Annotated in this window: 19 protein-coding genes; 7 read left to right on the top strand and 12 right to left on the bottom strand. The window is 44.5% G+C overall.

Annotated elements, in window-relative coordinates; all coding sequences use genetic code 11:
- Window positions 1-103 precede the first annotated feature (103 nt).
- On the top strand, window positions 104-478 hold the full coding sequence (locus tag DBX26_RS07790; RefSeq protein ID WP_020333317.1) for a hypothetical protein: 375 nt from the start codon (window positions 104-106) through the stop codon (window positions 476-478).
- Window positions 479-552: 74 nt separating this feature from the next.
- Here the strand turns inward: DBX26_RS07790 and DBX26_RS07785 are convergent, their stop codons facing one another.
- From DBX26_RS07785 to DBX26_RS07770, 4 genes are all read right to left on the bottom strand, one after another.
- Entirely contained in the window at window positions 553-1,215 is a 663-nt protein-coding gene (locus DBX26_RS07785; RefSeq protein ID WP_118118594.1) for a Bax inhibitor-1/YccA family protein, read from the bottom strand.
- Between the two features lie 253 nt (window positions 1,216-1,468).
- The gene (locus DBX26_RS07780; protein ID WP_020333316.1) at window positions 1,469-2,218 is read right to left on the bottom strand and encodes an amino acid ABC transporter ATP-binding protein; all 750 of its coding nucleotides are present in this window, start codon (window positions 2,216-2,218) and stop codon (window positions 1,469-1,471) included.
- A 23-nt stretch (window positions 2,219-2,241) separates the two neighbouring features.
- On the bottom strand, window positions 2,242-3,339 hold the full coding sequence (locus tag DBX26_RS07775) for an amino acid ABC transporter permease (RefSeq protein WP_020333315.1): 1,098 nt from the start codon (window positions 3,337-3,339) through the stop codon (window positions 2,242-2,244).
- Window position 3,340: 1 nt separating this feature from the next.
- The gene (locus tag DBX26_RS07770; protein WP_014231907.1) at window positions 3,341-4,546 is read right to left on the bottom strand and encodes an amino acid ABC transporter permease; all 1,206 of its coding nucleotides are present in this window, start codon (window positions 4,544-4,546) and stop codon (window positions 3,341-3,343) included.
- 53 nt (window positions 4,547-4,599) lie between these two features.
- On the opposite strand from DBX26_RS07770, the gene DBX26_RS25730 reads away from it, so the two are divergent.
- Window positions 4,600-4,728 carry a hypothetical protein gene (locus DBX26_RS25730; protein WP_257739719.1) on the top strand — a complete coding sequence of 43 codons (129 nt, stop codon included), beginning with the start codon at window positions 4,600-4,602 and terminating at the stop codon, window positions 4,726-4,728.
- 44 nt (window positions 4,729-4,772) lie between these two features.
- On the opposite strand, the gene DBX26_RS07765 is transcribed toward DBX26_RS25730, so the two are convergent.
- Window positions 4,773-5,801, bottom strand: coding sequence for an amino acid ABC transporter substrate-binding protein (locus DBX26_RS07765; RefSeq protein ID WP_014231906.1), 1,029 nt, complete (start codon window positions 5,799-5,801; stop codon window positions 4,773-4,775).
- A 461-nt stretch (window positions 5,802-6,262) separates the two neighbouring features.
- On the opposite strand from DBX26_RS07765, the gene DBX26_RS07755 reads away from it, so the two are divergent.
- Window positions 6,263-7,183 (top strand): bifunctional precorrin-2 dehydrogenase/sirohydrochlorin ferrochelatase, encoded by a 921-nt coding sequence (locus tag DBX26_RS07755; protein WP_118118592.1) that lies wholly within the window; start codon window positions 6,263-6,265, stop codon window positions 7,181-7,183.
- Window positions 7,184-7,252: 69 nt separating this feature from the next.
- Here DBX26_RS07755 and DBX26_RS07750 read toward each other — a convergent pair whose 3' ends face one another.
- Together DBX26_RS07750 and DBX26_RS07745 are read right to left on the bottom strand one after the other, a co-directional pair.
- Window positions 7,253-7,735 carry a YajQ family cyclic di-GMP-binding protein gene (locus DBX26_RS07750; RefSeq protein ID WP_118118590.1) on the bottom strand — a complete coding sequence of 161 codons (483 nt, stop codon included), beginning with the start codon at window positions 7,733-7,735 and terminating at the stop codon, window positions 7,253-7,255.
- 28 nt (window positions 7,736-7,763) lie between these two features.
- Window positions 7,764-8,816 (bottom strand): 3-deoxy-7-phosphoheptulonate synthase, encoded by a 1,053-nt coding sequence (locus DBX26_RS07745; RefSeq protein WP_020333311.1) that lies wholly within the window; start codon window positions 8,814-8,816, stop codon window positions 7,764-7,766.
- Between the two features lie 422 nt (window positions 8,817-9,238).
- Between DBX26_RS07745 and DBX26_RS07740 the strand changes: the two genes are divergently transcribed.
- Window positions 9,239-9,736, top strand: coding sequence for a PaaI family thioesterase (locus DBX26_RS07740; RefSeq protein WP_014231901.1), 498 nt, complete (start codon window positions 9,239-9,241; stop codon window positions 9,734-9,736).
- Between the two features lie 16 nt (window positions 9,737-9,752).
- Here the strand turns inward: DBX26_RS07740 and DBX26_RS07735 are convergent, their stop codons facing one another.
- Entirely contained in the window at window positions 9,753-11,105 is a 1,353-nt protein-coding gene (locus DBX26_RS07735; RefSeq protein ID WP_118118588.1) for a hypothetical protein, read from the bottom strand.
- Window positions 11,106-11,289: 184 nt separating this feature from the next.
- On the opposite strand from DBX26_RS07735, the gene DBX26_RS07730 reads away from it, so the two are divergent.
- Complete coding sequence (locus DBX26_RS07730; protein ID WP_014231899.1) at window positions 11,290-12,123, top strand: S1 RNA-binding domain-containing protein; 834 nt, start codon at window positions 11,290-11,292, stop codon at window positions 12,121-12,123.
- Between the two features lie 318 nt (window positions 12,124-12,441).
- Here the strand turns inward: DBX26_RS07730 and rsmF are convergent, their stop codons facing one another.
- The 4 genes from rsmF to DBX26_RS07710 form a co-directional block, all read right to left on the bottom strand.
- On the bottom strand, window positions 12,442-13,878 hold the full coding sequence (gene rsmF, locus DBX26_RS07725; protein WP_118118586.1) for a 16S rRNA (cytosine(1407)-C(5))-methyltransferase RsmF: 1,437 nt from the start codon (window positions 13,876-13,878) through the stop codon (window positions 12,442-12,444).
- Window positions 13,879-14,019: 141 nt separating this feature from the next.
- Window positions 14,020-16,668 carry an MlaD family protein gene (locus DBX26_RS07720; RefSeq protein ID WP_020333307.1) on the bottom strand — a complete coding sequence of 883 codons (2,649 nt, stop codon included), beginning with the start codon at window positions 16,666-16,668 and terminating at the stop codon, window positions 14,020-14,022.
- A complete protein-coding gene (locus DBX26_RS07715) occupies window positions 16,661-17,908 on the bottom strand; it encodes a paraquat-inducible protein A (RefSeq protein WP_020333306.1) in 1,248 nt (415 codons plus the stop codon). The genes DBX26_RS07720 and DBX26_RS07715 overlap by 8 nt, the downstream gene beginning before the upstream one ends.
- A gap of 27 nt (window positions 17,909-17,935) precedes the next feature.
- Window positions 17,936-19,732 (bottom strand): ABC transporter ATP-binding protein, encoded by a 1,797-nt coding sequence (locus DBX26_RS07710; protein ID WP_118118584.1) that lies wholly within the window; start codon window positions 19,730-19,732, stop codon window positions 17,936-17,938.
- Between the two features lie 92 nt (window positions 19,733-19,824).
- Here DBX26_RS07710 and DBX26_RS07705 point away from each other — a divergent pair, with 92 nt between their 5' ends.
- Together DBX26_RS07705 and proQ are read left to right on the top strand one after the other, a co-directional pair.
- Window positions 19,825-20,298 carry a GAF domain-containing protein gene (locus DBX26_RS07705; protein ID WP_014231894.1) on the top strand — a complete coding sequence of 158 codons (474 nt, stop codon included), beginning with the start codon at window positions 19,825-19,827 and terminating at the stop codon, window positions 20,296-20,298.
- 98 nt (window positions 20,299-20,396) lie between these two features.
- The gene (proQ, locus tag DBX26_RS07700) at window positions 20,397-21,023 is read left to right on the top strand and encodes an RNA chaperone ProQ (protein WP_014231893.1); all 627 of its coding nucleotides are present in this window, start codon (window positions 20,397-20,399) and stop codon (window positions 21,021-21,023) included.
- The last annotated feature ends 7 nt before the right edge of the window (window positions 21,024-21,030 follow it).

Below are 21,030 nucleotides of genomic sequence, written 5' to 3'. Positions count from 1 at the left end.
TAGCGATTTCTTTTGAAATTGAGTGAGTTATAGCGTTGTACTGACTCTGATTGAGTATTATCTTTGATGAGCTTGATTGAATAATGGTGACAGGGAGTCAGTCATGTCGAAACAAAGGTACGTTGAAATTAATGACAGCGTGAAATCAACTTGGTTTATAGAAAGAATTTGGCAGCTAGCAGAATCATTGCCAATAGAAGAGATTCCAATCGACCAAATCAATGGTCCAGATGAAGTGACATGGTTTAATGTTAACGGTCCACTACCAACGTGTCGTGAAATTGCCTTGCATTGTAAGCGCATAAACGAAGCGGATTTGTCGTATCCAGTCATATTGACCAGCGATTATAGAGTGTTTGATGGTATGCACCGAATCGCTAAAAAGATCATGATGGGTGAGCAGACTATTCAAGTAAGGCGCTTTAGGCAGAACCCTGAAGCGGATGAAGTCGTCGATCTCGAACTAGAGCAAGTGTAAAAGCAATATATGAACAAACAAAAAGCCCGAGGTGTGTACCCTCGGGCTTTTTTAATTCTATTCAATCTGACTGATTAGTCGTCGTTCATGATGCCTAGAATGCTTAGTAGGCTGATGAAGATGTTGTAGATTGATACGTATAGCGTCACTGTCGCAGAGATGTAGTTCGTCTCACCGCCACGGATGATGCCTTGAGTCGTCATCAGAATCGCCATGGTTGAGAACACGATGAACAAGCTGCTCATTGCCAAGTGTAGAATCGTTGACTGAATGAAGATGCTTGCAATCATACCAACCACAAGTACCACAAACAGAGACAACATCAGGCCGCCCATCATAGATAGGTCACGCTTAGTTGTTAGTGCGTATGCTGACGCAGCCATAAACGATAGCGCCGTACCACCGAGAGCAGTCAGTACAACGTCACCCATACCTGCACCGATGTACATGTTTAGGATTGGACCAATCGTGTAACCCAAGAAACCTGTGAACAGGAAGGTGAAAACCAATCCAAGGCTGTTGTTACGGTTCTTTTCTGTTAGGAAAAGCAGACCATAGAAACCAACCAACATAAGGATGATGCCCGGACGTGGTAGGTTAAACGCCATTGATACGCCAGCAACCACAGCTGACCATAGAAGCGTCATCGACAGTAGGGCGTAAGTATTACGCAATACTTTGTTCGTTTGTAGAGCACTTTCTTGTGTTGAAGTGCGGGTAAACATTGGACTGTTCATATTCTTCCTCGATAAGAGACTTTCTTATAAGTACATTTATGGGGTTGAAAGTTCAAAAAATCAAGCCCTAACCATGTATCGCTATGACAAAATAATAATAGAAATAAGACGTTATGTATGTGATAACTTGTAACACAATATTACTGCCAGATATAGCGAACGTAGATAACGTTACCATAACTGACGACGTATTGAAAAAGGCACTGTTCCTATTGAAATCAGTGCCTTTTTAGAGTGTCTCTAGCGCAAAATATTAATGGTGTAAAATTTGCGATAGGAAGTTTTGAGTACGATCCGATTGCGGGTTCTCGAAGAAATCTTTCGGATTATTTTCTTCGATGATTTCACCGGCATCCATAAAGATCACTCGGTCAGCCACTTCTTTCGCAAAACCCATCTCGTGCGTTACACACAACATGGTCATGCCTTCTTCTGCCAACTCAACCATAACATCCAGCACCTCACGCACCATTTCTGGGTCGAGTGCGGATGTTGGTTCGTCAAACAACATCACTTTTGGATTCATGCACAAAGAACGAGCGATTGCCACACGTTGTTGTTGGCCACCAGAGAGCTGACCCGGGTATTTATCCGCTTGGTCAGGGATCTTAACGCGCTGAAGATACTTCATCGCAATGGCTTCTGCTTCGTCTTTCGGCATTTTCTTAACCCAAATAGGCGCAAGCGTGCAGTTTTCCAACACGGTCAGGTGAGGGAAGAGGTTGAAGTGCTGAAAACACATGCCAACTTCACGACGAACCGCTTCGATGTTTTTCAAGTCTTCCGTCAGTTCGGTTCCCGAAACAAAGATTTCACCTGCCTGATGCTCTTCCAATCGGTTAATACAGCGAATCATGGTCGATTTTCCTGAACCCGAAGGCCCACAGATAACGATCTTTTCACCTTTTTTCACGTTTAAGTTGATGTTTTTCAGTACGTGAAACTCACCGTACCACTTGTTCATGTCCTTCAACTGGATCATATAGTTTTGTTGTTGCGTCATAATACGTCCTTGATCTTAATGAGTTATCGTTTGTGACCGGTGTGAAGTTTGTTTTCGAGCCATATCGAATAACGAGACATGCCGAAACAAAATACCCAAAACACTAACGCGACAAATACATAACTTTCCGTCGCAAAGCCGAGCCACTCAGGGTCGGTGTTTGCTGCTTGCCCAATGCCCAGTACGTCAAACATACCGATGATCAGTACCAGACTGGTATCTTTAAACAGACCGATGAAGGTATTCACGATAGAAGGAATCGTGATCTTCAGAGCCTGAGGTAAAATAATTAACCCTGTTTTCTTCCAGTAGCTTAAACCAAGCGCATCTGCTGCTTCGTATTGCCCTTTTGGAATCGCTTGTAAACCACCTCGAATCACCTCTGCCATATAGGCTGCGGCAAACATCACCACACCGATAAGTGCACGGATGAGTTTATCTGTCTCTGAACCTTCCGACATAAACAGTGGCAACATTACCGACGCCATGAACAAGACAGTGATTAGCGGCACACCACGCCATACTTCGATGTAGACAGTACACATGCTGCGAATAATTGGCATATCAGAGCGACGGCCCAGAGCTAAGACAATACCAATCGGTAACGAGACAACGATACCCACAAGCGCGATGATTAAGGTAACAAGTAATCCACCCCATTTATGAGTGTCGACCACCTCCAGTCCAAACACACCGCCGTACAGTAGACCGGCAACCAGGAATGGATAAACATTGACTAAAAATAGCCAAATCCACATGCGCTTTGGTGTTTTCTCATAAGCAACAAGCGCAGTCAGGATAGCTAGCGAGATATAAAACAGGCGAGGGCGCCACAGTTCAGCTTCAGGGTAGAAGCCGTACATGAACTGATCCCAGCGTACGCTGATGAATACCCAGCACGCGCCTTCTCGGCTACATGCATCACGTGTTGTTCCTACCCAATCCGCGTTGATGAAGGCCCAATCGACGATGTTCCACAAAGCAGTAAATGCTAAGTAGGCGAGAATAATGGTAACAATAGAGTTTACTGGTCCATTAAACAGGTTTTTACGCATCCAACCTACCGCACCTACAGTGTTTGATGGCGGTGGGAGATCAGGCTGAAATTGATGTGTACTCATATTATCTCTCCACCAGTGCTACTTTACGGTTGTACAGGTTCATTAACGCGGAAGTAATCAAACTTAACGCTAAGTAAACGCCCATTGTCATCGCGATGATCTCAATGGCTTGGCCTGTCTGGTTTAGGGTCGTGCCCGCAAACACAGAGACAAGATCCGGATAGCCGATAGCCATTGCCAATGACGAGTTTTTGGTTAAGTTCAAATATTGACTGGTTAATGGAGGAATAATGATTCGCAGAGCTTGAGGAATGACCACAAGTTTTAGCGTTTTGGTACGCGGTAGACCAAGAGACATCGCCGCTTCAGTTTGACCATGGCTCACAGCGTTAATACCAGAACGCACGATTTCTGCGATAAATGTTGCGGTATAAACACTCAGCGCGACCAACAGAGCCGCAAGCTCAGGAATAATGCTGATGCCGCCTTGGAAGTTAAAGCCTTTTAGGGCTGGGTATTCCAGAGAGATAGGCATACCAACAAGGAAATAAACGACCAAAGGTAAGCCAACGACTAATCCTAAAGCAATTCGTCCCATCGGAGTTTGCTGGCCAGTCAGGCGCTGTTTGTTCTTCGCCCAAATAGAGATGGAGATAGTCGCAACCAGCCCGATAATAAACGCGGCGATAACAACACTACTGCCGTTTTCCAATATTGGAGCAGGGAGGTAGAGCCCTCGAACGTTTAAGAAGATAGCTTCGCCAAGGCTGATACTTTGTCTTGCTGAAGGCAATGCCTGCAAAACGGCGAAATACCAAAAGAAGATTTGTAGAAGAAGAGGGATATTTCGAAATGTCTCAATATATACCGCTGCTAAGCGGCTAACTAACCAGTTAGAAGAAAGACGAGCAATACCCATGGTAAAACCAATCACAGTTGCCAGGATAATACCCAACACTGAAACCAGCGCGGTGTTTAGTAAACCAATGACAAAAGTTCTGCCATAAGAATAGGTTTCGTTATATTCAATCAGCGTAAGCCCAATACCGAAGCCTGCTTCCTGATTAAGAAAATCAAAACCCGTAGCAATGCCTCGAGCATCTAAGTTATTTAGCGCGTTGTTGATGATGGTATAAAAGAAAAATACCAATGCAGCTACAGCAATGATCTGAAAAAGAGCGGAACGAAAAGCGGGATTATAAAATAGGCTTTTATTTCCACTTGGTTTGGACATCGTACTTAGCGATGCATCTTTAGTCGGTTCCATACAGCGTTAACCTCAAACCTTAGTTATAGATATCACTCTGCAGGAGTAAGGGCTTGTTACTGGCCGTTAAATCTGGTGCACCGGCAATGACAGACCATAAGCGTTGGTTGAACGCTATCAATCCTATTTATTACTGGGCTCAGCTATCACCAGAGGTGAGTTTCCTTACTCATCCAGATTAATAGACAACGAAAAAGGGCGGATTAACCGCCCTAAATAATCGTTTCTATCGGATAGGTGATGCGTACATGAAGCCACCGTCGTTCCATAGTGCGTTCACACCACGAGAAATATCAAGAGGTGAACCTTTACCAACAGTGCGCTCGAAGCTCTCACCATAGTTACCTACTTGCTTAACGATTTGGTAGCCCCAGTCGTCACGGATACCCAGACCTTTACCCTGAGGACCGTCTACACCAAGGATACGCTTGACGTTTGGATCTTCAGATTTCAACATCTCATCCGCATTCTTAGAAGTGATGCCGTACTCTTCCGCGTTAATCATCGCAGATAGGGTCCACTTGGCAATATTAAACCACTGGTCATCACCCTGACGTACAACAGGACCTAGAGGCTCTTTTGAAATGATTTCAGGAAGAACTGCTGCTGATGAAGGGTCTTGAAGGTTTAAACGCAGCGCGTATAGACCAGATTGGTCCGTTGTTAACACGTCACATCGACCAGAATCGAAACCTTTCGACGTTTGAGCTGCTGTATCAAATACCACAGGCTTGTAGCTCATGCCGTTATTACGGAAGTAATCCGCAAGGTTTAGCTCGGTCGTCGTACCTGATTGAACACAAACAGATGCGCCATCAAGCTCCTTAGCACTTGACAGGCCAAGATCTTTCTTCACCATGAAACCTTGACCATCGTAGTAGTTTACGCCAACGAAGTTCAGGCCAAGAGCTGTATCACGGTGTAGTGTCCAGGTGGTGTTACGCGAAAGAACATCGATTTCACCAGATTGGAGTGCAGTGAAACGCTCTTTTGCAGTTAGAGGAACGTACTTCACTTTCGTTTTGTCCCCAAGAACGGCAGCAGCCAGTGCTTGGCAATATTCTACGTCGATACCTTCCCATTCACCTTTTGAGTTAGGGTTTGAGAAGCCCGGAAGACCAGTACTTACACCACAAGTAAGAAAACCTTGTTTTGTTACTTTGTCCAAAGTAGAGTCTGCAGCTTGTGCTGATGTTGCCATCATTGCAGTAGAAGCCGCTACGACGGAAGCAAGAATTGTTAGTTTATTTGCCATTTGTGTCCTTCCTGTATGATCCATGTTAAATCAATGTGACTTAAAATTAGCGTGTCCAATTTTGTGTTGTGTTATGTCCTACGTGATTGATTTTCGAAGAAACGGTATTCGAGCAACCAATCAAATATAAGCGTAGAAAAGGATCTGTGAATTCTCAAATATATAATTTAAATGGAATTTTAAGAGAACCTACAAAATTCCTCAGGTTTTAGAATGACGAAATGTTAATTGTTTGTAAATAGTGCAACTGGTATTCAAGATGGTGCATCAGAACATTCAACGAACAAGCGGGCGCAAATAGAGAATAAAACGTCGTTATTAAAACTGTCATTAGCTGACCTCAGCGATGTTCAGTTAAAATTCGAACAAAAATTATTTGTGTCAACGAAACAAGGTGATGACCATGCCCCATTTTTGGTAGCATGGTTTTTAATAGTTAATTAGTGTAATCAAAGGTTGAGATGCGATATTTTCCTCTGTTCTTAGACTTAATCAGTAAACCAGTTCTCGTTGTTGGCGGCGGTGAAGTCGCGAGCCGAAAAGTTGAGGCCTTAATAAAGGCAGGGGCGGATGTCACAGTGGTTTCGCCTACCTTAGTTGACTATCTCGCTAAGTTGGCGAAGGAGAATCAACTACATTGGATTCAGCGTTTCTATTCAAGTGACCTTGTCACAAAAGGCTTTATTCAGGTTTGGGCGACAACGGACAATCCAGATTTGAATCATCAGGTTTACAAAGATGCTAAAGCACTGGGCATTTTAGTGAATGTGGTCGATGACAAACCATACTGCGACTTCATTACCCCTTCGATGATCAATCGTGGGCGTATTCAGATAGCCATTTCGAGTGGTGGGGCGTCACCCGTTTTGATTCGTAATATTCGTGAAAAGTTAGAAATGATTCTTCCACAGAACATGGGTCTGATGGCTGACTTTGCAAACTCAAAGCGCAACTCGATTAAAGAGGCGTTACCAAGTGTCGATTTGCGTCGTAAATTTTGGGAGCAATTCTTTTCGAATCCTGACGTTGAAAATGCGCGTGACAATAGAGATTTAGAAACCATCTACAAAGCGACTATGGCATCGCCTCTTGATGAAAAGGGCAATTGCACTTGGATTCATGTGGGTAAAGACGTTGAAATGTTGCCAATTAAAGCGGTTCGTTACATGCAGCAAGCTGAACTGGCGTTGTACTCGACAAAATGTCAATCAGACGCGATGGAGCTGGTGAGAAGAGACGCCGAGAGAGAGTCGTTTTCAAACGCCGCACAGTTATCTGACATGCTTGCGAAGGCAAAACAAGACAACTTACGCGTCTGTGTATTTATTCCTGAAGGAACCAGTGAATTCATGTTGCTGCAGGGACAAGATCTCGTGATCTAGAACTCGACCTAGAATATACAAAAACGCCGACGATGATTCGTCGGCGTTTTTCGTTTGTTGCGCTAATGATTAATCGCGGAAGTTATTGAACTGGAAAGGTAGTCCTAGTTCTGCTTCACGAATAGCTGCCATGGTCGCTTGTAGGTCATCACGCTTTTTACCCGTGACGCGCACTTTATCGCCTTGGATTGAAGCTTGTACTTTCAGCTTCGCATCTTTAATTAGCTTAACCACCTTTTTAGCCGTCGGCGTATCAATACCCTGGCGGAATACGATGTTCTGATGCCAGTTTTTGCCAGTCACTTCTGGTGTTTGAGAGTCCATAGCATTTGCATCGACATTACGTTTTGCTAGGTGACCACGTAAAATGTCGCGCATTTGTTTCAGCTGAAATTCGCCTTCAGCAGACATTTTTACATTTTCTTCTACTAGCTCAAAGCTCGCATGAACATTGCGGAAATCGAAACGAGTAGATAGTTCACGGTTAGCGTTATCAACGGCGTTACGTAGTTCAACCGTATCGATTTCTGAAATAATATCAAACGATGGCATGAAGATTCCTTGATTATCTTGTTATTAATTACTTAGTGGATTTTACAGCGTCAGCCAGCATATCTAGCATTGTCACTGTATCTTCCCAACTCAGACAAGGGTCGGTAATTGATTGACCGTATGTCAGGTTATTGATGTCTGTCATTGGCTGATTGCCTTCAATGATGAAGCTCTCTGCCATAATACCTGCAACGCGTGTGCTGCCAGACTTAATCTGTTGGCAGATATCTTTCGCGACATCAAGCTGCTTTCTGTGTTGCTTTTGGCAGTTAGCATGGCTGAAATCTACGATTAGGCGTTGCGGTAAGTCAAACTCGGCCAGCGCGTCACAAGCTTGTTTAACTGAAGCTTCGTCAAAGTTTGGACCTTTTTCGCCGCCACGTAAAATAATATGACCGAATGGGTTACCACTTGTGCGATAAACCGTCATACGACCATGCTTATCTGGAGAGTAGAAGTAGTGTGATGCTTTAGAAGCACGAATCGCATCAATCGCGATTTTCACATTACCGTTGGTACCATTTTTAAAGCCGACCGGGCACGAGAGTGCAGATGCCATTTCTCGGTGAATTTGAGACTCAGTGGTACGTGCGCCGATAGCGCCCCAAGTGATCAGATCCGCAATGTATTGACCGGTAATCATATCAAGAAACTCAGTAGCGGTGGCAAGACCAAGCTTGTTGATATCCAGTAGCAGTTTACGCGCTTTATGAAGGCCAGCTTCTAACGCATAAGAACCGTCAAGGTTTGGATCGGTAATTAAGCCTTTCCAACCCACAACTGTACGCGGTTTTTCAAAGTAAGTACGCATGACAATAAATAGCTCGTCTTTGTACTTATCCTGGATTGCGCTCAGACGCGTAGCGTAGTCGATCGCGGCTTCTGTGTCGTGGACAGAGCAAGGGCCAACGATCGCAAGAAGACGCTTATCTTCACCCGTTAAGATTTTTTCAATCTGACGTCGAGATTGAGCAATACGGTCTGCAACGTCATCCGTAATAGGATATTCACTACCTAGCTCCGCTGGGGTAGGCATTGGACCCAAAGGTTGGGTTCTCAATTCATCTGTTTTTATAGGCATCTTATAGCTTTATTCTCTGTTGCGAAGGGGTAAAGATAACGGAATTACTGGCAGGAATAAACTGTTTCACGGGATTCTTCGCCTCTAAATCCCAAATAGCGTGAAACGCTTATAAGGTTGTTACTCTTTTATAACAACCTGAAAGCATACTATCACGAGATAGTTACGTAACGATTCACCACCAGCCACGGCGGTGTTGAACACAGTGGCAAAAACATCAAGCGCTCTCAATACTTTAATTCTCGATAAAGTCAGGTGAAATTAGCCTGTGTAGAAACGATAGTCTGTCTGGGTGACGCTGTCACTTTTTAATGTGTTTATGACGAATAATTTAGTAGGTAGATCAAGTTTTGTTAACAACTTTTTGACATTAAAACGAGCGTTTGATTAACTGACTGAGTTAGGTTGGTAAGGAGACCAAAATGTTATCTGCAGTACGTCGCGCAAACCTTTACTTGAAAGTATTCGGTTTCACTAAAGTTCCATTAATCTGGCTTTGTCGTCCAAAAATCATAGATATCGACGATAAGCATGTTGAAGTGAAAATTCCTCTGCGTAAAAGAACCAAAAACCACCTTAACAGCATGTATTTCGGTGCGTTAGCGGTTGGCGCGGATGTGGCGGGGGCTTTTTTGGCGATGAGTAAAGCTCAGGAGAAAGGTGAGCCGATTTCTTTGGCCTTTAAAGGCGTGAAGGCGGAGTTTTTAAAACGACCAGAAGCTGATGTTCATTTTATCTGTGATGATGGTCCTTTAATCGACGAAATGCTGGACTACACGCTGGAGACTGGTGAGCGTATTAATCGTGATGTAAAAATTACGGCACTTTGTCCGTCTCTTCATGGCGATGAGCCAATGGCAGAGTTTTACCTGACGCTTTCCATTAAAAAAGCAGCACAACAAAAAAAGAAGGCTGCTTAATCGTTAACTATTTTCGTTAGCTCAATTCGATTTTCTCAATCGATACTATCTTCGACCGGTTCAATACCACTTTCCAACGGTAGTACACGGGTTCATCAGTGTGGTTGTCTTCTTTGACGATCACATTGATGAGGTGACGTTTCTCAACCGATTCTTTGGTGACTTGCCCTTCATTTAGGTGGTACACGCGGTTTGACCCTTTGTCCATTAATCGAATAATGGGTCTTAAGCTAATGTTTAGGGTTTGTCGCGTTTGCTCATAGCCACTTAAAAACATCGATGTCGCCATTTCCGTCTTTTCCTGGTAGTGAAGAATCTGCTCTTCTCGCTGAACGACGCGTTTTTTACGTATCTGTTGAATTTTGTCCGGCAGGCTAGAAAGCGTTCTATAGTCAAGCCACTCTAACTTTTTACCAACGACTTTCTTAGTGGTCGGGTCAATGTACTTCTTACGCCATTTGGGCTTTCCTTTACGTATCCAGCGCCACATGGCATCGCGAAGATCATCTTTAAAAATTTCGCGTAGGGCATAGATGAACGACATCGCGATAATGAAGGATGCAGAAATTTCGCCCAGATAATCACGCGCGAGTATCACAGTTGATGTTACGACAACCATCACCAAACCGGTTGCGATGCCTTTTATCGCCCGTTTAACGTTTTTCCCCATTGAAACCGTTTGTTCACGCAGGACAACAGGGTGCTCGATAAGACGTCTCAACAGGCGCATTTTATTGGAGAGTCGCGTCACTTCATCGGTGACTTTGGGTGAGTTATATTTATTTAACTTACGATGCGCTTGCTCTTTTTCACACAGGGTAATCAAACGCTTCTTGATCGTGCTGTAATCGCCTTCTCGCGGCAAATGAGCGACGAGTGACAAGAATTTTTGCTCTGTGTACCACGACAAATAGTTGTCGATGTTAACGTAATAACGTTTGAGGTTCTCTTCAAAAGGAATACCACGACGAAGGCGTTTTAAAATCGCGATAGCCAATTCGATAACTTCATCAACTTCATCTTCCGTGACGGAGTTACTTTCTAGCTTATTCAAACTGGCAACGGCTTTGTCTAAGGCGATGACGTATTGATAAGCGAACAAACTCAAACTGACACGGTACTGTTGATTCGAGAGGCGTCCTCGCTTAGCCAGTCGGCTGTGAACCAAAGGAAGTAGAATCTCCTTACTGTAGTAGGAGCGCTGTTGTGTGATAGAGGTGTAATAGAATTCTGATTCACTGATGATATCGGCACTTAAGCCAAGCTCACCAGGGACAAAGAAGTAAATATCAAGGTCGACACTTTTACTTTTTGCTAGCTCATGGCTGATTTTTAATGTGATTGAATCTTGTTTATCAACGGTGACCAAAAAAAGCTCCTGACTTTGCTAAAGCATTCTTACCCCGAAAATTGTGCGGTTCATATAAGTACCAGATTGCTAAGAGAATGATTGGGGTAGACAATAACAGCATAACAGAGCGATATGCTTTTCTCTCTGATTTTCTTGTTAGTTTAGGTATAATTCCACGTAAATTTAAAAAGAGACAAAATCAATGATTAAAATTGGTCAAATTAACAGCCTAGAAGTCATTAAAAAGGCGGATTTTGGCGTATTTCTGGATGGTGATGATTACGGTTCTGTTTTGCTGCCAAACAAACATGTCCCAGAGGGCACAGAAATTGGTGATAAAATCGACGTATTTTTATACTTTGATTCAGAAAGCCAACTGGCTGCGACCATTGAAACACCAGTCGCTCAAGTGGGCGAATGGGGCCTGATGAAGATCGAAGGTGTCAACAAGACAGGTGCTTTTGTTAATTGGGGTATCAAAGATAAAGATTTGCTCATTCCATTTAGCGAGCAGCGCACGCGTTTTTCTGCTGGTCAAACGATCTTAGTTTACGTGTACACCGATAAAGCGTCGGGTCGAATTGTTGGTACGACGAAGTTCAACAAATGGTTGGATAAAACACCCGCTAACTACGAAATAAACGAGCAAGTCGATTTGATCATTGCTGAGCGCAGTCAGCTTGGTTACAAAGCGATCGTAAACGGTAAACACTGGGGTATGATTTTCCCTTCAGATGTTTTCGGCAAACTGTATATTGGCAAAAAGCTGAAAGGTTTTATTAAGCAAATCCGTGAAGACGGCAAAATTGATCTGGCGTTACAAAAAGTGGGTGTCGCTAAGATGGATGACCTTTCTTGCAAGATCATTGAGCAGTTAGAGAAAAAGGGCGGTTTTCTTCCTCTTAACGATAAATCTTCTCCAGAAGCGATTTTTGAAGCATTTCGCACCAGTAAAGGCACGTACAAAAAAACCATTGGTGGTCTGTACAAGCAAGGTAAAATCGTTATCGAAAAAGACGGTATTCGCCTGGCATAGCGAGACGGCAGGGTACTTAAATATAACGTTTAGAAATGAGAGAAAAAAAGCGGCCCAAACGCTTCCATTTTTTGGGCCTAGGGGAAATGGCTCCGAGGAGCCTACGCTAAAACCTTTTTAATCGCTTATTTTTGAGTGTTTGTTTGTGCAGCTATATAAGATGCAGTAATAATGCTCTGAGTTAATATATTTAGTTTAGTACAGGCCACTCGGAACGCTAGAGCGTGGCAGTGCATTAATACTCTTAATAAAAAAAGCCATCGTGTTTACGATGGCTTTTCTTTTATTTTTCGTTTAGTTGTGACGAGATAAAAAATATTAAAATAAGTTTTTATCTCGTACTAATTCTCTGGGTAGGCCGTTTTTAATACGATTACTGACCCATTTACCTAAGCCAATAATGGCTCCCTGATATTTGACAAACACTTCGCCTTTGCCAGTCTTTGCACCCTCAGGAACAGTTTGTGGGCGCACGTCACGTCCCATATACCACTCGCGAGCTTCATCTATTGTCAGCTCGATAGCATTGGTTTCTTTACCTGTGGCCAGAGCGGTCGCAACCTGATGCTGCCAACGGTAACCGTTTTTGTGTGCTTCAGCGATTTTTATCCCCATCCGCGAGAAACGCAGCTCACCAATCATTGGCTCTAGAGCATTAGGGAATAACCAAACGTCTTTATCGCGTAGCCAAACCGCACCGTCATCTGGAAGCTCAACGTCCAATGCTTTGTGAAGCTGATTAGCAATCTCAGCAGACTCTTTTTTCGATGCTTTGGTAAATGGGAATTTACCCATGCGCTTTTTCACCTTTGGCGCTTCCACCGAAGCGTGCTTACGAATGCGGGCGACGAAGAAGCCTTCACAGTCGTAAACCTGAGGGAAAATATGTAAAAAGCCATCTTCAGTAAGAGCGGCTTTCGCATCTTCAAACAAATTTTCCAGACTTTCAAACTCAACAGCGTCACCAAACGTGTTTTTTAAATGATGACAGACTTGCTGGTTTTCTTCTGTGCTTAAAGTGCAGGTGGAATAAACCAGGACACCACCAGGTTTCAACGCGTGAAAGGCACTTTCAATGAGATCTTTCTGTGTATCCGCAATGTCTAAAACCGATTCTTGTGACCAGTTTTTCATTGCGTCTTCGTCTTTACGAACAGTACCTTCGCCAGAGCACGGTGCATCCAGTAAAACCGCATCGAATTGTTCAGGTAGCCAGCCACCGAATACTCGACCATCAAAGTTACTGAGCGCAGCGTTACGGACACCGCAACGTTCAATGTTGGCATGCAGAACTTTTACACGGCTTGCAGCGTACTCATTCGCAACGAGGACGCCTTCATTGTTCATTAGCGCTGCGATCTGTGTCGTTTTTGATCCCGGAGCCGCTGCGGTATCAAGAACAGCATGATAAGCCTCATTGTTCATGAATAGGGCAGACACTGGCATCATCGAGCTTGCTTCCTGAATGTAGAATAATCCAGACATGTGCTCTGCAGTATTTCCTAACGGTACTTGTGACTCATCTGCATCAATCCAAAAACCACTCTCGCACCAAGGTACAGGTGAAAGTTTCCAGCCTTTTTCTTCTGCTCGTTGGATAAACGCTTCGACACTTATCTTTAGTGTGTTGACGCGAATACTTTTACGTAATGGCTTTTGACAGGAAGAAACAAAGTCTTCCATGTTAAGGCCAGCAGGCAGGATGGTTTGGATTTTTTCCAGAAACGCGTCTGGGATGTATACATTAGGATGCAATGTGGAATCTCGTTTGCAGAATTTGCCGCAAATAATATATGAAAGTCGCGCAGAAACGAATAGCCACCGAACGTGGGAGATTAAAAAGAGCAGCCAGTGCTGCTCTTTTGTTGCCTTAAAACTGTAGCATAGGAATGTTAGCTATGGCTTAGGAATTGCTGTGCGCCATTGCAGCCAACTCTCTTCTGCCTGAGGGTAGAGGAAGAAGGTTTGGCCATTTTTAGCAGCCGGCAGAATTTGCGATTGTTCCGGTGTCGAAAAGGCGATTCCGCCACGCACAATACTATCAATGGTTCCCGCTTTGATATTGGCGCCAGTAAGACCTATCGAGACATCGACGCCTGATACGTTCCAGAACACACTGTTCTGGCGCACAAGGTAGGCATACTCCGGTTTTAGTTTGATTGTTGTCACAATGCGATCGGCGAATTCGCCCAAGCGCACATCGGTCACCTGACCAACTTCCATTTGACGATACAAAATTGGCGTCCCAGCTTGTACTGAACCGCGTTGTTCACTTTGAAGCGTGAACATCACACCATGGACTTGATCAAATTGTTTCTCTAATTTGAAACTAAAAGCACCGTTACCTTTACCAGGTTTCACACTGATGGATTTCGAAACCAACGCGCCGAGGTTTTTCACCCCGCCAAGGCCAATTTCTGGCTCAGTAAGCCAAAAGCGAGAACCTTCGACGGCAATGTCAGATACGTACTCAGGTAAAATACGCGCCGTTACTTCGACCAAATTGCGTCTGAAGTCTGGCACAACAAGGGTCACTTCACCCACAGTCACACCTTGGTAAGTGATAGGCATGCCTTTCACCACTTCTTGAGTGCCGTCGGTTGTCAGAGATATAACACGACCGAATTTGCGTGCGGTTTTTTGATCCTCATAGAGCTTCCAGCGGTCACCGATTTTGTTTTCAACGCCGGGAACAGAATCAAAGGCGATGCCACCTTGGATGAGCGATTTTAAAGGATGAGCTTTAACACTCACGCCTGCTAGGGATGCATCAATCTCAATACCTGAACGGTTCCAGAAAACCGTTTGAGAGGTCAAAAGGTGAGCAAAGCGGTTTTCAATGCTCACCTGTATAACCACGCCGCCATCAACCAAATGAAAATCCGAGACGCTACCCACCGGTAGATTGCGGTAGAGTAGAGGACTGCCTTTTGAAACCGAAGGTAATTCAGGCGCAAATAGGGTAAGAACTTGAGAGCCGCGGCGGTTGTTTTGCGCCAGTTCTGCTAACGATTCACTTTGGAACAGTTGATATTCGTTCTGAATACTCGCTGCGCCTGCGCTGACAAAACTGATAGAGCCTGTCAGTAGTTGTTTGGCAGGTGGTACGGTAACGCTTAGCCCAGACTCGGTCAGCTCAGCCGAAGCACTGCCTGTGACGTAGAATCGGTTGTTCGATTTGAGCAAGTGCTTGTATTCATGGTCAATGAGTACATCCATATAGACTTCATGTTGCGCTTGCTGGCCTTCCTCGACTAACCCAACTTTAATAATTGAGCCAACTACAATGCCTTTGTAGAGCACATTTGCGCCACTGTCCAAGCCAAATGAATTATCAGAAGTTAGCCTAATCGCTATCGATTTTTCTTGTTGCTGATTGAATACATTTTTACGGATAGCGGTGAACTGACGAGAGCGTTCGCCTTCACCGGGAACAATCGTTAGGTAGTTACCGCGCACCAGGTTGGCGATATTTTCGACGCCGGAAAGGGAAACCTTCGCCTCTTCCAAAACAAATCGAGTTCCGGTTGTCAGCATGTCACTGAATGCAGGCTGTACAGCCGCCGAGGCGATGATGACTTCACGGCCTTCAGAAAGGTTTAAGTCCGTCACCTGACCAATTTCGAGTCCGCGATACATGATAGGAGCACCTTCAGCACTCACTTTATTGTCATCGGGTAGTACAATTTTAACGGCAATGCCTCGTCCCGCGGTTTTCAAATCTTTATATAAACGGAACTGAGTATTTTCACCGACAGGTTCACCGTCATCAGGCGAATCCACGGCGATAGCGCCACCAATAAGGGCACTCATACTCTCTAAGCGAACGTCGACACCACCAAAGCCAATGTTTGCTCCAATGCCACTTACGTTCCAGAAACGACTGCGATCGTTAATGATATGACGATATTGTTCCTGAATGTTTGCCTGAATGGTGATGGATTTAGCATCATCATCCAACTGATAGCTGTATACCGCGCCAATAGGGATCTTCTTATAAACGATTTGAGACCCAATCGAGACGCCACCCAAATCTCGGCTTGTCAGTTTGATGTTCAAACCTTGAGTCACACGTAGGTCCGTCGGGACAGTGTCGAGGGCATGAAAAACGGTTTCTAACTCGTCACTGTCGCCTGGTTGAATAGAAATGTAGTTACCAGAAACGAGCGCGTCCAAGCCGGAGATACCACTGAGGCTGGCGGTTGGTTTCACAAGCCAAAAACGGGTGTTCTCATTCAGCAGTTTGATGGCTTCAGGGTAGATGTCGGCATCAACGTAGATGCTGCCCAAATCTTCGGTCAGGTTAATGTCGCGAACCATACCGATTTCCATACCTTGATAACGGATGGTGGTTCTTCCAGCCACTAAGCCTGCTGCATCGGAAAAGTAGATTTGAATGCGCTGACCGGCATCGTGTATCGATTTCACCACCAGCCAGCCGGCTAAAACCATTGTCAAAATCGGCAGCAGCCACAGGGGAGATATGCCTTTACTCCTCTTAATGTCTGGCACGTATGACGTTTGAGAACTGTTCTGATCACTCATTCATTGACTCTTTTTCTGATTGTTTTTGGGGCTGGTCCCAGATTAACCTTGGGTCGATACTGTCTGCTGCTAGCATAGTAAACACCACGACTAAACCGAAGGCTACTGCGCCAAGCCCCGGTGTGAAGTCGAGTATCTGACCACGATCGATCAAGGTCATCATGATAGAAATAACAAACAAATCCATGACAGACCACTTACCGATCCATTTTACTGCGAAGTAAATCATCATTCTTTGCCGCCTGAATACGGTACGTCTGAATTTGATGCACAGCATGATGTAGGCAAGGCTGAGAATTTTGACCACGGGCACAACAATACTGGCGACAAAAATAATTGCCGCAATGCCGTACATACCGCTGTTTATCAATGACGCAACGCCGGAAAAAATTGTGTCTTCAAGGCGCTGGCCATTGGTTATCAAAATTGAAATAGGGATCAGGTTAGCCGGGAAAATCGCTACGGTTGCGGCAATCAGGTAAGCCCATGTTTTTTGAATTGAATGCGGCTTACGATGGTAAAGCTCGTGCTGGCAGCGGTGACATGAGTCATTCTCAGGTTGCGACAAGTGACATTCATGGCAGTGCACATCTTTGTGTTCAAACTGGTAAGTGGCCTCTGGTTGCCACACTTCCCAGTAGCGACGCACGCTGATTCGGGAAACCAGAAGTACAGTAAATATCTGCAATAAGCCAAGGCCAATTAAACCCGGACCAACAAAAATGTCCGAATAGTCCTGCAGTTTGAAGCAGGCTACGGCGATACTGACCAAAAATACATCCAGCATTACCCAATGTTTGAGGTGCTGGATCAGCCAAAGAGAAACACGCAGCCCATTAAACCAACGCTTATGGATTGAAATATGGGCCGTGACGACAGAAACACAAACGGTAAGTGGCGCGATAGAGCTACAGAACAGGATCAGCAGAGAGAGGAGCACGAAGCCTTCTTCCATCAAGGTAATCATTCCCGACGGTAAAGTTGCCGGAATCATAACGCCAAACAGTCTGATACTGATGAAATTAAAAAAGTGGGACGGAATAAATAACAGAATGCACGTCACAGCGATGGCTAAATTGCCAGATAAACTGTGCTGTCCACCACGATACAATTGTGTACCGCAACGAGGGCAGTAGGCATGTCTACCTTGAGGTAACTCGACAATATCGACAGGAAGTTCGCAACCCTGACACAAGCGGACTCGGTTAGGTTTCATGGCGTGCTTAGACAGAGAGGCCATCACAACGACCTCTCTGAACAGAATGTTTTAAGCGTGGGACTGAATGCCACCATATAAGGTTTGATATAAGCCTTCCTGCTCAACTAACTCTCCATGGGTGCCGGTTTGTGTTACTTTTCCATCTTCAAGCACATAGATCAAATCGGCTTGTTTCACAGCAGACAGACGATGCGCAACAATTAAGGTTGTCCGGCCCCGCAAGAATTCTGTTAACGCCTTGTGCAGAGCAGCTTCTGTCGCTGTATCTAACGCAGACGTTGCTTCATCCAAAATAACAAATTGAGGGTTACTCAATACCATTCTGGCTATCGCGAGGCGCTGACGTTGTCCGCCTGATAATCGAATACCATTGCGGCCAATTTGTGTATCTAACCCGTGGTTTAACTGAGAAATGACATCTTGTAGCTGAGCGACATCTAACGCACGCCATAATGACATCTCATCGAAGTTACCACCGAGAGTCAGATTATGCCTTAAGGTATCGTTAAATAATATAGGTTGCTGTAATACCACGGCAATTTTATCACGAATCACGTCAAAGCCTATATCCTGCGTGAGCTCATCATTGTAACTAATGTGTCCGGAATTTTGCTGATATACGCCAATCAGTAGCTGAATCAATGTAGACTTACCACCGCCACTTGCGCCGACCAAAGCCACTTTCTTACCTGCGGGAATATGCAAAGAGAGGTTGTCCAGCACATTGTGCTCACTGTTGTAAGAGAAATTGACGTTCTCTACTTTCACATCCACTTCGCGATCATCGGTGAAAGGGTTCACTTTTGAAGGCGGTCGATGTTCTTCTTCCAGCATAAGCAGATCGTTAATGCGTTTTAATGCTGCTTTGGCACTGTACCAGGAGAACTGGATACCAAGCAGCTCCTGAACAGGGGACAACATAAACCACAAATAGCCAAACACCGCAAAAATTTGGCCAATGGTCAGGTCACTAAACAGCACCATCAACATGGCCACTGCGCGGAATAACTCAAACCCAATTAAGAACAGTAAGAAAGATACACGACCTGCCGCTTCAGATTGCCACGCGTATTTGTCTGCATCGACACGAACTTGATCGGCACTGTTTTTCAGTTGCTGAAGAAATTCTCTCTCTTTATTGGCGGCACGAAGCTGATAAATACCATCTAACGTTTCGACCAGGCGCGTTTGAAACAGCTCAAACGAGTGGTTTTCTTTACGCTTCAGGTGCTTGACCATGCTACCGAGTTTACGAGAGAAATAGATAACGACAGGGTTAACCAGCAAGATAAATAAACCTAATCGCCAGTCTAGCCAAAGAAGAACGATTGCAGTTCCTATAACGGTCAGTAAACTAACGACAAACTTCGCCAGAGTAGAGCCGATGAACTGGTCAATGGTTTCAATATCAGTGATCAAGTGAGCGTTGATACCGCCACTGCCTTTCGTCTCGTACTGGCGAATACTGATTCGGCCTAGCTTGTCGATCATCTTGCTGCGCATTTCGAAGGTAATCGTCTTCGATACCAGCGTGAATTGACGGCTTTGAACGATGTTGAGCGCTTGACTGGCTGCGCGCATAAGCACGACCAAAAACAGCGTAAAGAAAATATAGCCAGTAGGCGTATGCCACGCTGCTGGAAGAACAGCATTCATAGCAGCTATGCCATTGGCGGGTTGATCCAATAAGACTTCATCCACCATCAGTGGCATAAGAAGAGGGATTGGAACACTAATCAAAGTTGCCAAAACAGCAATCAAGTTCGCTAGAATTAGCTTGGACTTGTGCTTTTTTACTTGTGTTATCAACCAAGAACGGCTAATAGTGTCATCTTTCTTAATCATTGTAATTGAGAATAAGTCCTATTATAAAGTAGGTCAGCATTTTAGCGTTAACCCATAAGAATGGAAGCGTTATAAATTAGTAGGAAGTTAATATGAACATAGAACAGTATCAAAGACTAACCAAGCAAGCCGCAGCACTCATTGAGTCAGAGCCAGATTTTATTGCCAACTTGGCAAACCTGAGCTCACTTCTATTTATGGAACTAGAAGATCTCAACTGGGCAGGCTTTTACCTTACTAAAGGGGACGAACTGGTTCTAGGTCCGTTCCAAGGTAAGCCAGCTTGTGTTCGCATCCCGATGGGGCGTGGAGTCTGTGGTACCGCAGCAAAAACTAACACCATACAAAGAGTATACGACGTACATGCGTTTGAAGGCCATATTGCTTGTGATGCGGCAAGTAATTCTGAAATTGTGATTCCGTTTACGATTAACGGAAAAGTAGCCGGAGTGTTAGATATCGATAGCCCAAGTATTGGCCGATTCAATGAAACGGATGAAGCAGGGCTTACTCATTTTATGTCTGAAGTAGAAAAGCTGCTTAATTCACACGCGAACAACGCATAAATTCGTCCACGAGTGTGGTTTTTCGTTGGCATCTCACTATAATACGAGAATATTTTTTCTTAATGCTCTGCGGAAAGCCGCTCAAACCAGGAACCCTCATGACTGAAAAGTTAAAAAACAGCAAAGAAGTTATCGCATATATTGCTGAATGTTTCCCTAAGTGCTTTACTTTAGAAGGTGAAGCAAAACCTCTGAAAATTGGTATTTTTCAAGATCTTGCGGAACGTCTAAATGAAGACGAAAAAGTAAGCAAAACTCAGCTTCGTGCAGCGTTAAGACAGTACACTTCATCATGGCGTTACCTACATGGTGTAAAACCAGGTGCGGTACGTGTAGATTTAGACGGCAACCCATGTGGTGAGCTAGAAGAAGAACACGTAGAACACGCTAAAGCAACACTTGCAGAAAGCAAAGCGAAAGTTCAAGCTCGTCGTAAAGAACAAGCACAGAAAGCTCGTGAAGAGGGTAAGGCGAAAGCAAAACCTGCGGCTAAAAAGCCTCAACAGCCTCGTCGTACTAATAAACCTAAAGCACAGAAACCAACTCAGCCTGTAGAAACACGCGCGCTAAACGCTGACGAAATCACCGTAGGCAACGCAGTAAATGTGAACATGGGCAAAGGTAACATGGCAGCGACCATTGTTGAAATCAATAAGGATGATGTACGTGTTCAACTTGCTAACGGCCTACAAATGGTTGTAAAAGCGGAGCACTTGCGCGCATAAGGGAGAT

The organism is Vibrio sp. dhg, from assembly GCF_003443775.1.
Classification (GTDB): Bacteria; Pseudomonadota; Gammaproteobacteria; order Enterobacterales; family Vibrionaceae; genus Vibrio; species Vibrio natriegens.
This window is presented reverse-complemented; position numbering and strand designations above follow the sequence as displayed.

Coding starts and splice junctions, on each gene's coding strand:
- DBX26_RS07740 (WP_014231901.1), top strand. CDS start 9,239: ATGTTATCTGCAGTACGTCGCGCAAACCTTTACTTGAAAGTATTCGGT.
- DBX26_RS07710 (WP_118118584.1), bottom strand. CDS start 19,732: ATGATTAAGAAAGATGACACTATTAGCCGTTCTTGGTTGATAACACAA.
- DBX26_RS07755 (WP_118118592.1), top strand. CDS start 6,263: ATGCGATATTTTCCTCTGTTCTTAGACTTAATCAGTAAACCAGTTCTC.
- DBX26_RS07715 (WP_020333306.1), bottom strand. CDS start 17,908: ATGGCCTCTCTGTCTAAGCACGCCATGAAACCTAACCGAGTCCGCTTG.
- DBX26_RS07745 (WP_020333311.1), bottom strand. CDS start 8,816: ATGCCTATAAAAACAGATGAATTGAGAACCCAACCTTTGGGTCCAATG.
- DBX26_RS07785 (WP_118118594.1), bottom strand. CDS start 1,215: ATGAACAGTCCAATGTTTACCCGCACTTCAACACAAGAAAGTGCTCTA.
- DBX26_RS07765 (WP_014231906.1), bottom strand. CDS start 5,801: ATGGCAAATAAACTAACAATTCTTGCTTCCGTCGTAGCGGCTTCTACT.
- DBX26_RS07790 (WP_020333317.1), top strand. CDS start 104: ATGTCGAAACAAAGGTACGTTGAAATTAATGACAGCGTGAAATCAACT.
- DBX26_RS07720 (WP_020333307.1), bottom strand. CDS start 16,668: ATGAGTGATCAGAACAGTTCTCAAACGTCATACGTGCCAGACATTAAG.
- DBX26_RS07705 (WP_014231894.1), top strand. CDS start 19,825: ATGAACATAGAACAGTATCAAAGACTAACCAAGCAAGCCGCAGCACTC.
- DBX26_RS07770 (WP_014231907.1), bottom strand. CDS start 4,546: ATGGAACCGACTAAAGATGCATCGCTAAGTACGATGTCCAAACCAAGT.
- DBX26_RS07780 (WP_020333316.1), bottom strand. CDS start 2,218: ATGACGCAACAACAAAACTATATGATCCAGTTGAAGGACATGAACAAG.
- DBX26_RS07730 (WP_014231899.1), top strand. CDS start 11,290: ATGATTAAAATTGGTCAAATTAACAGCCTAGAAGTCATTAAAAAGGCG.
- DBX26_RS07775 (WP_020333315.1), bottom strand. CDS start 3,339: ATGAGTACACATCAATTTCAGCCTGATCTCCCACCGCCATCAAACACT.
- proQ (WP_014231893.1), top strand. CDS start 20,397: ATGACTGAAAAGTTAAAAAACAGCAAAGAAGTTATCGCATATATTGCT.
- DBX26_RS07750 (WP_118118590.1), bottom strand. CDS start 7,735: ATGCCATCGTTTGATATTATTTCAGAAATCGATACGGTTGAACTACGT.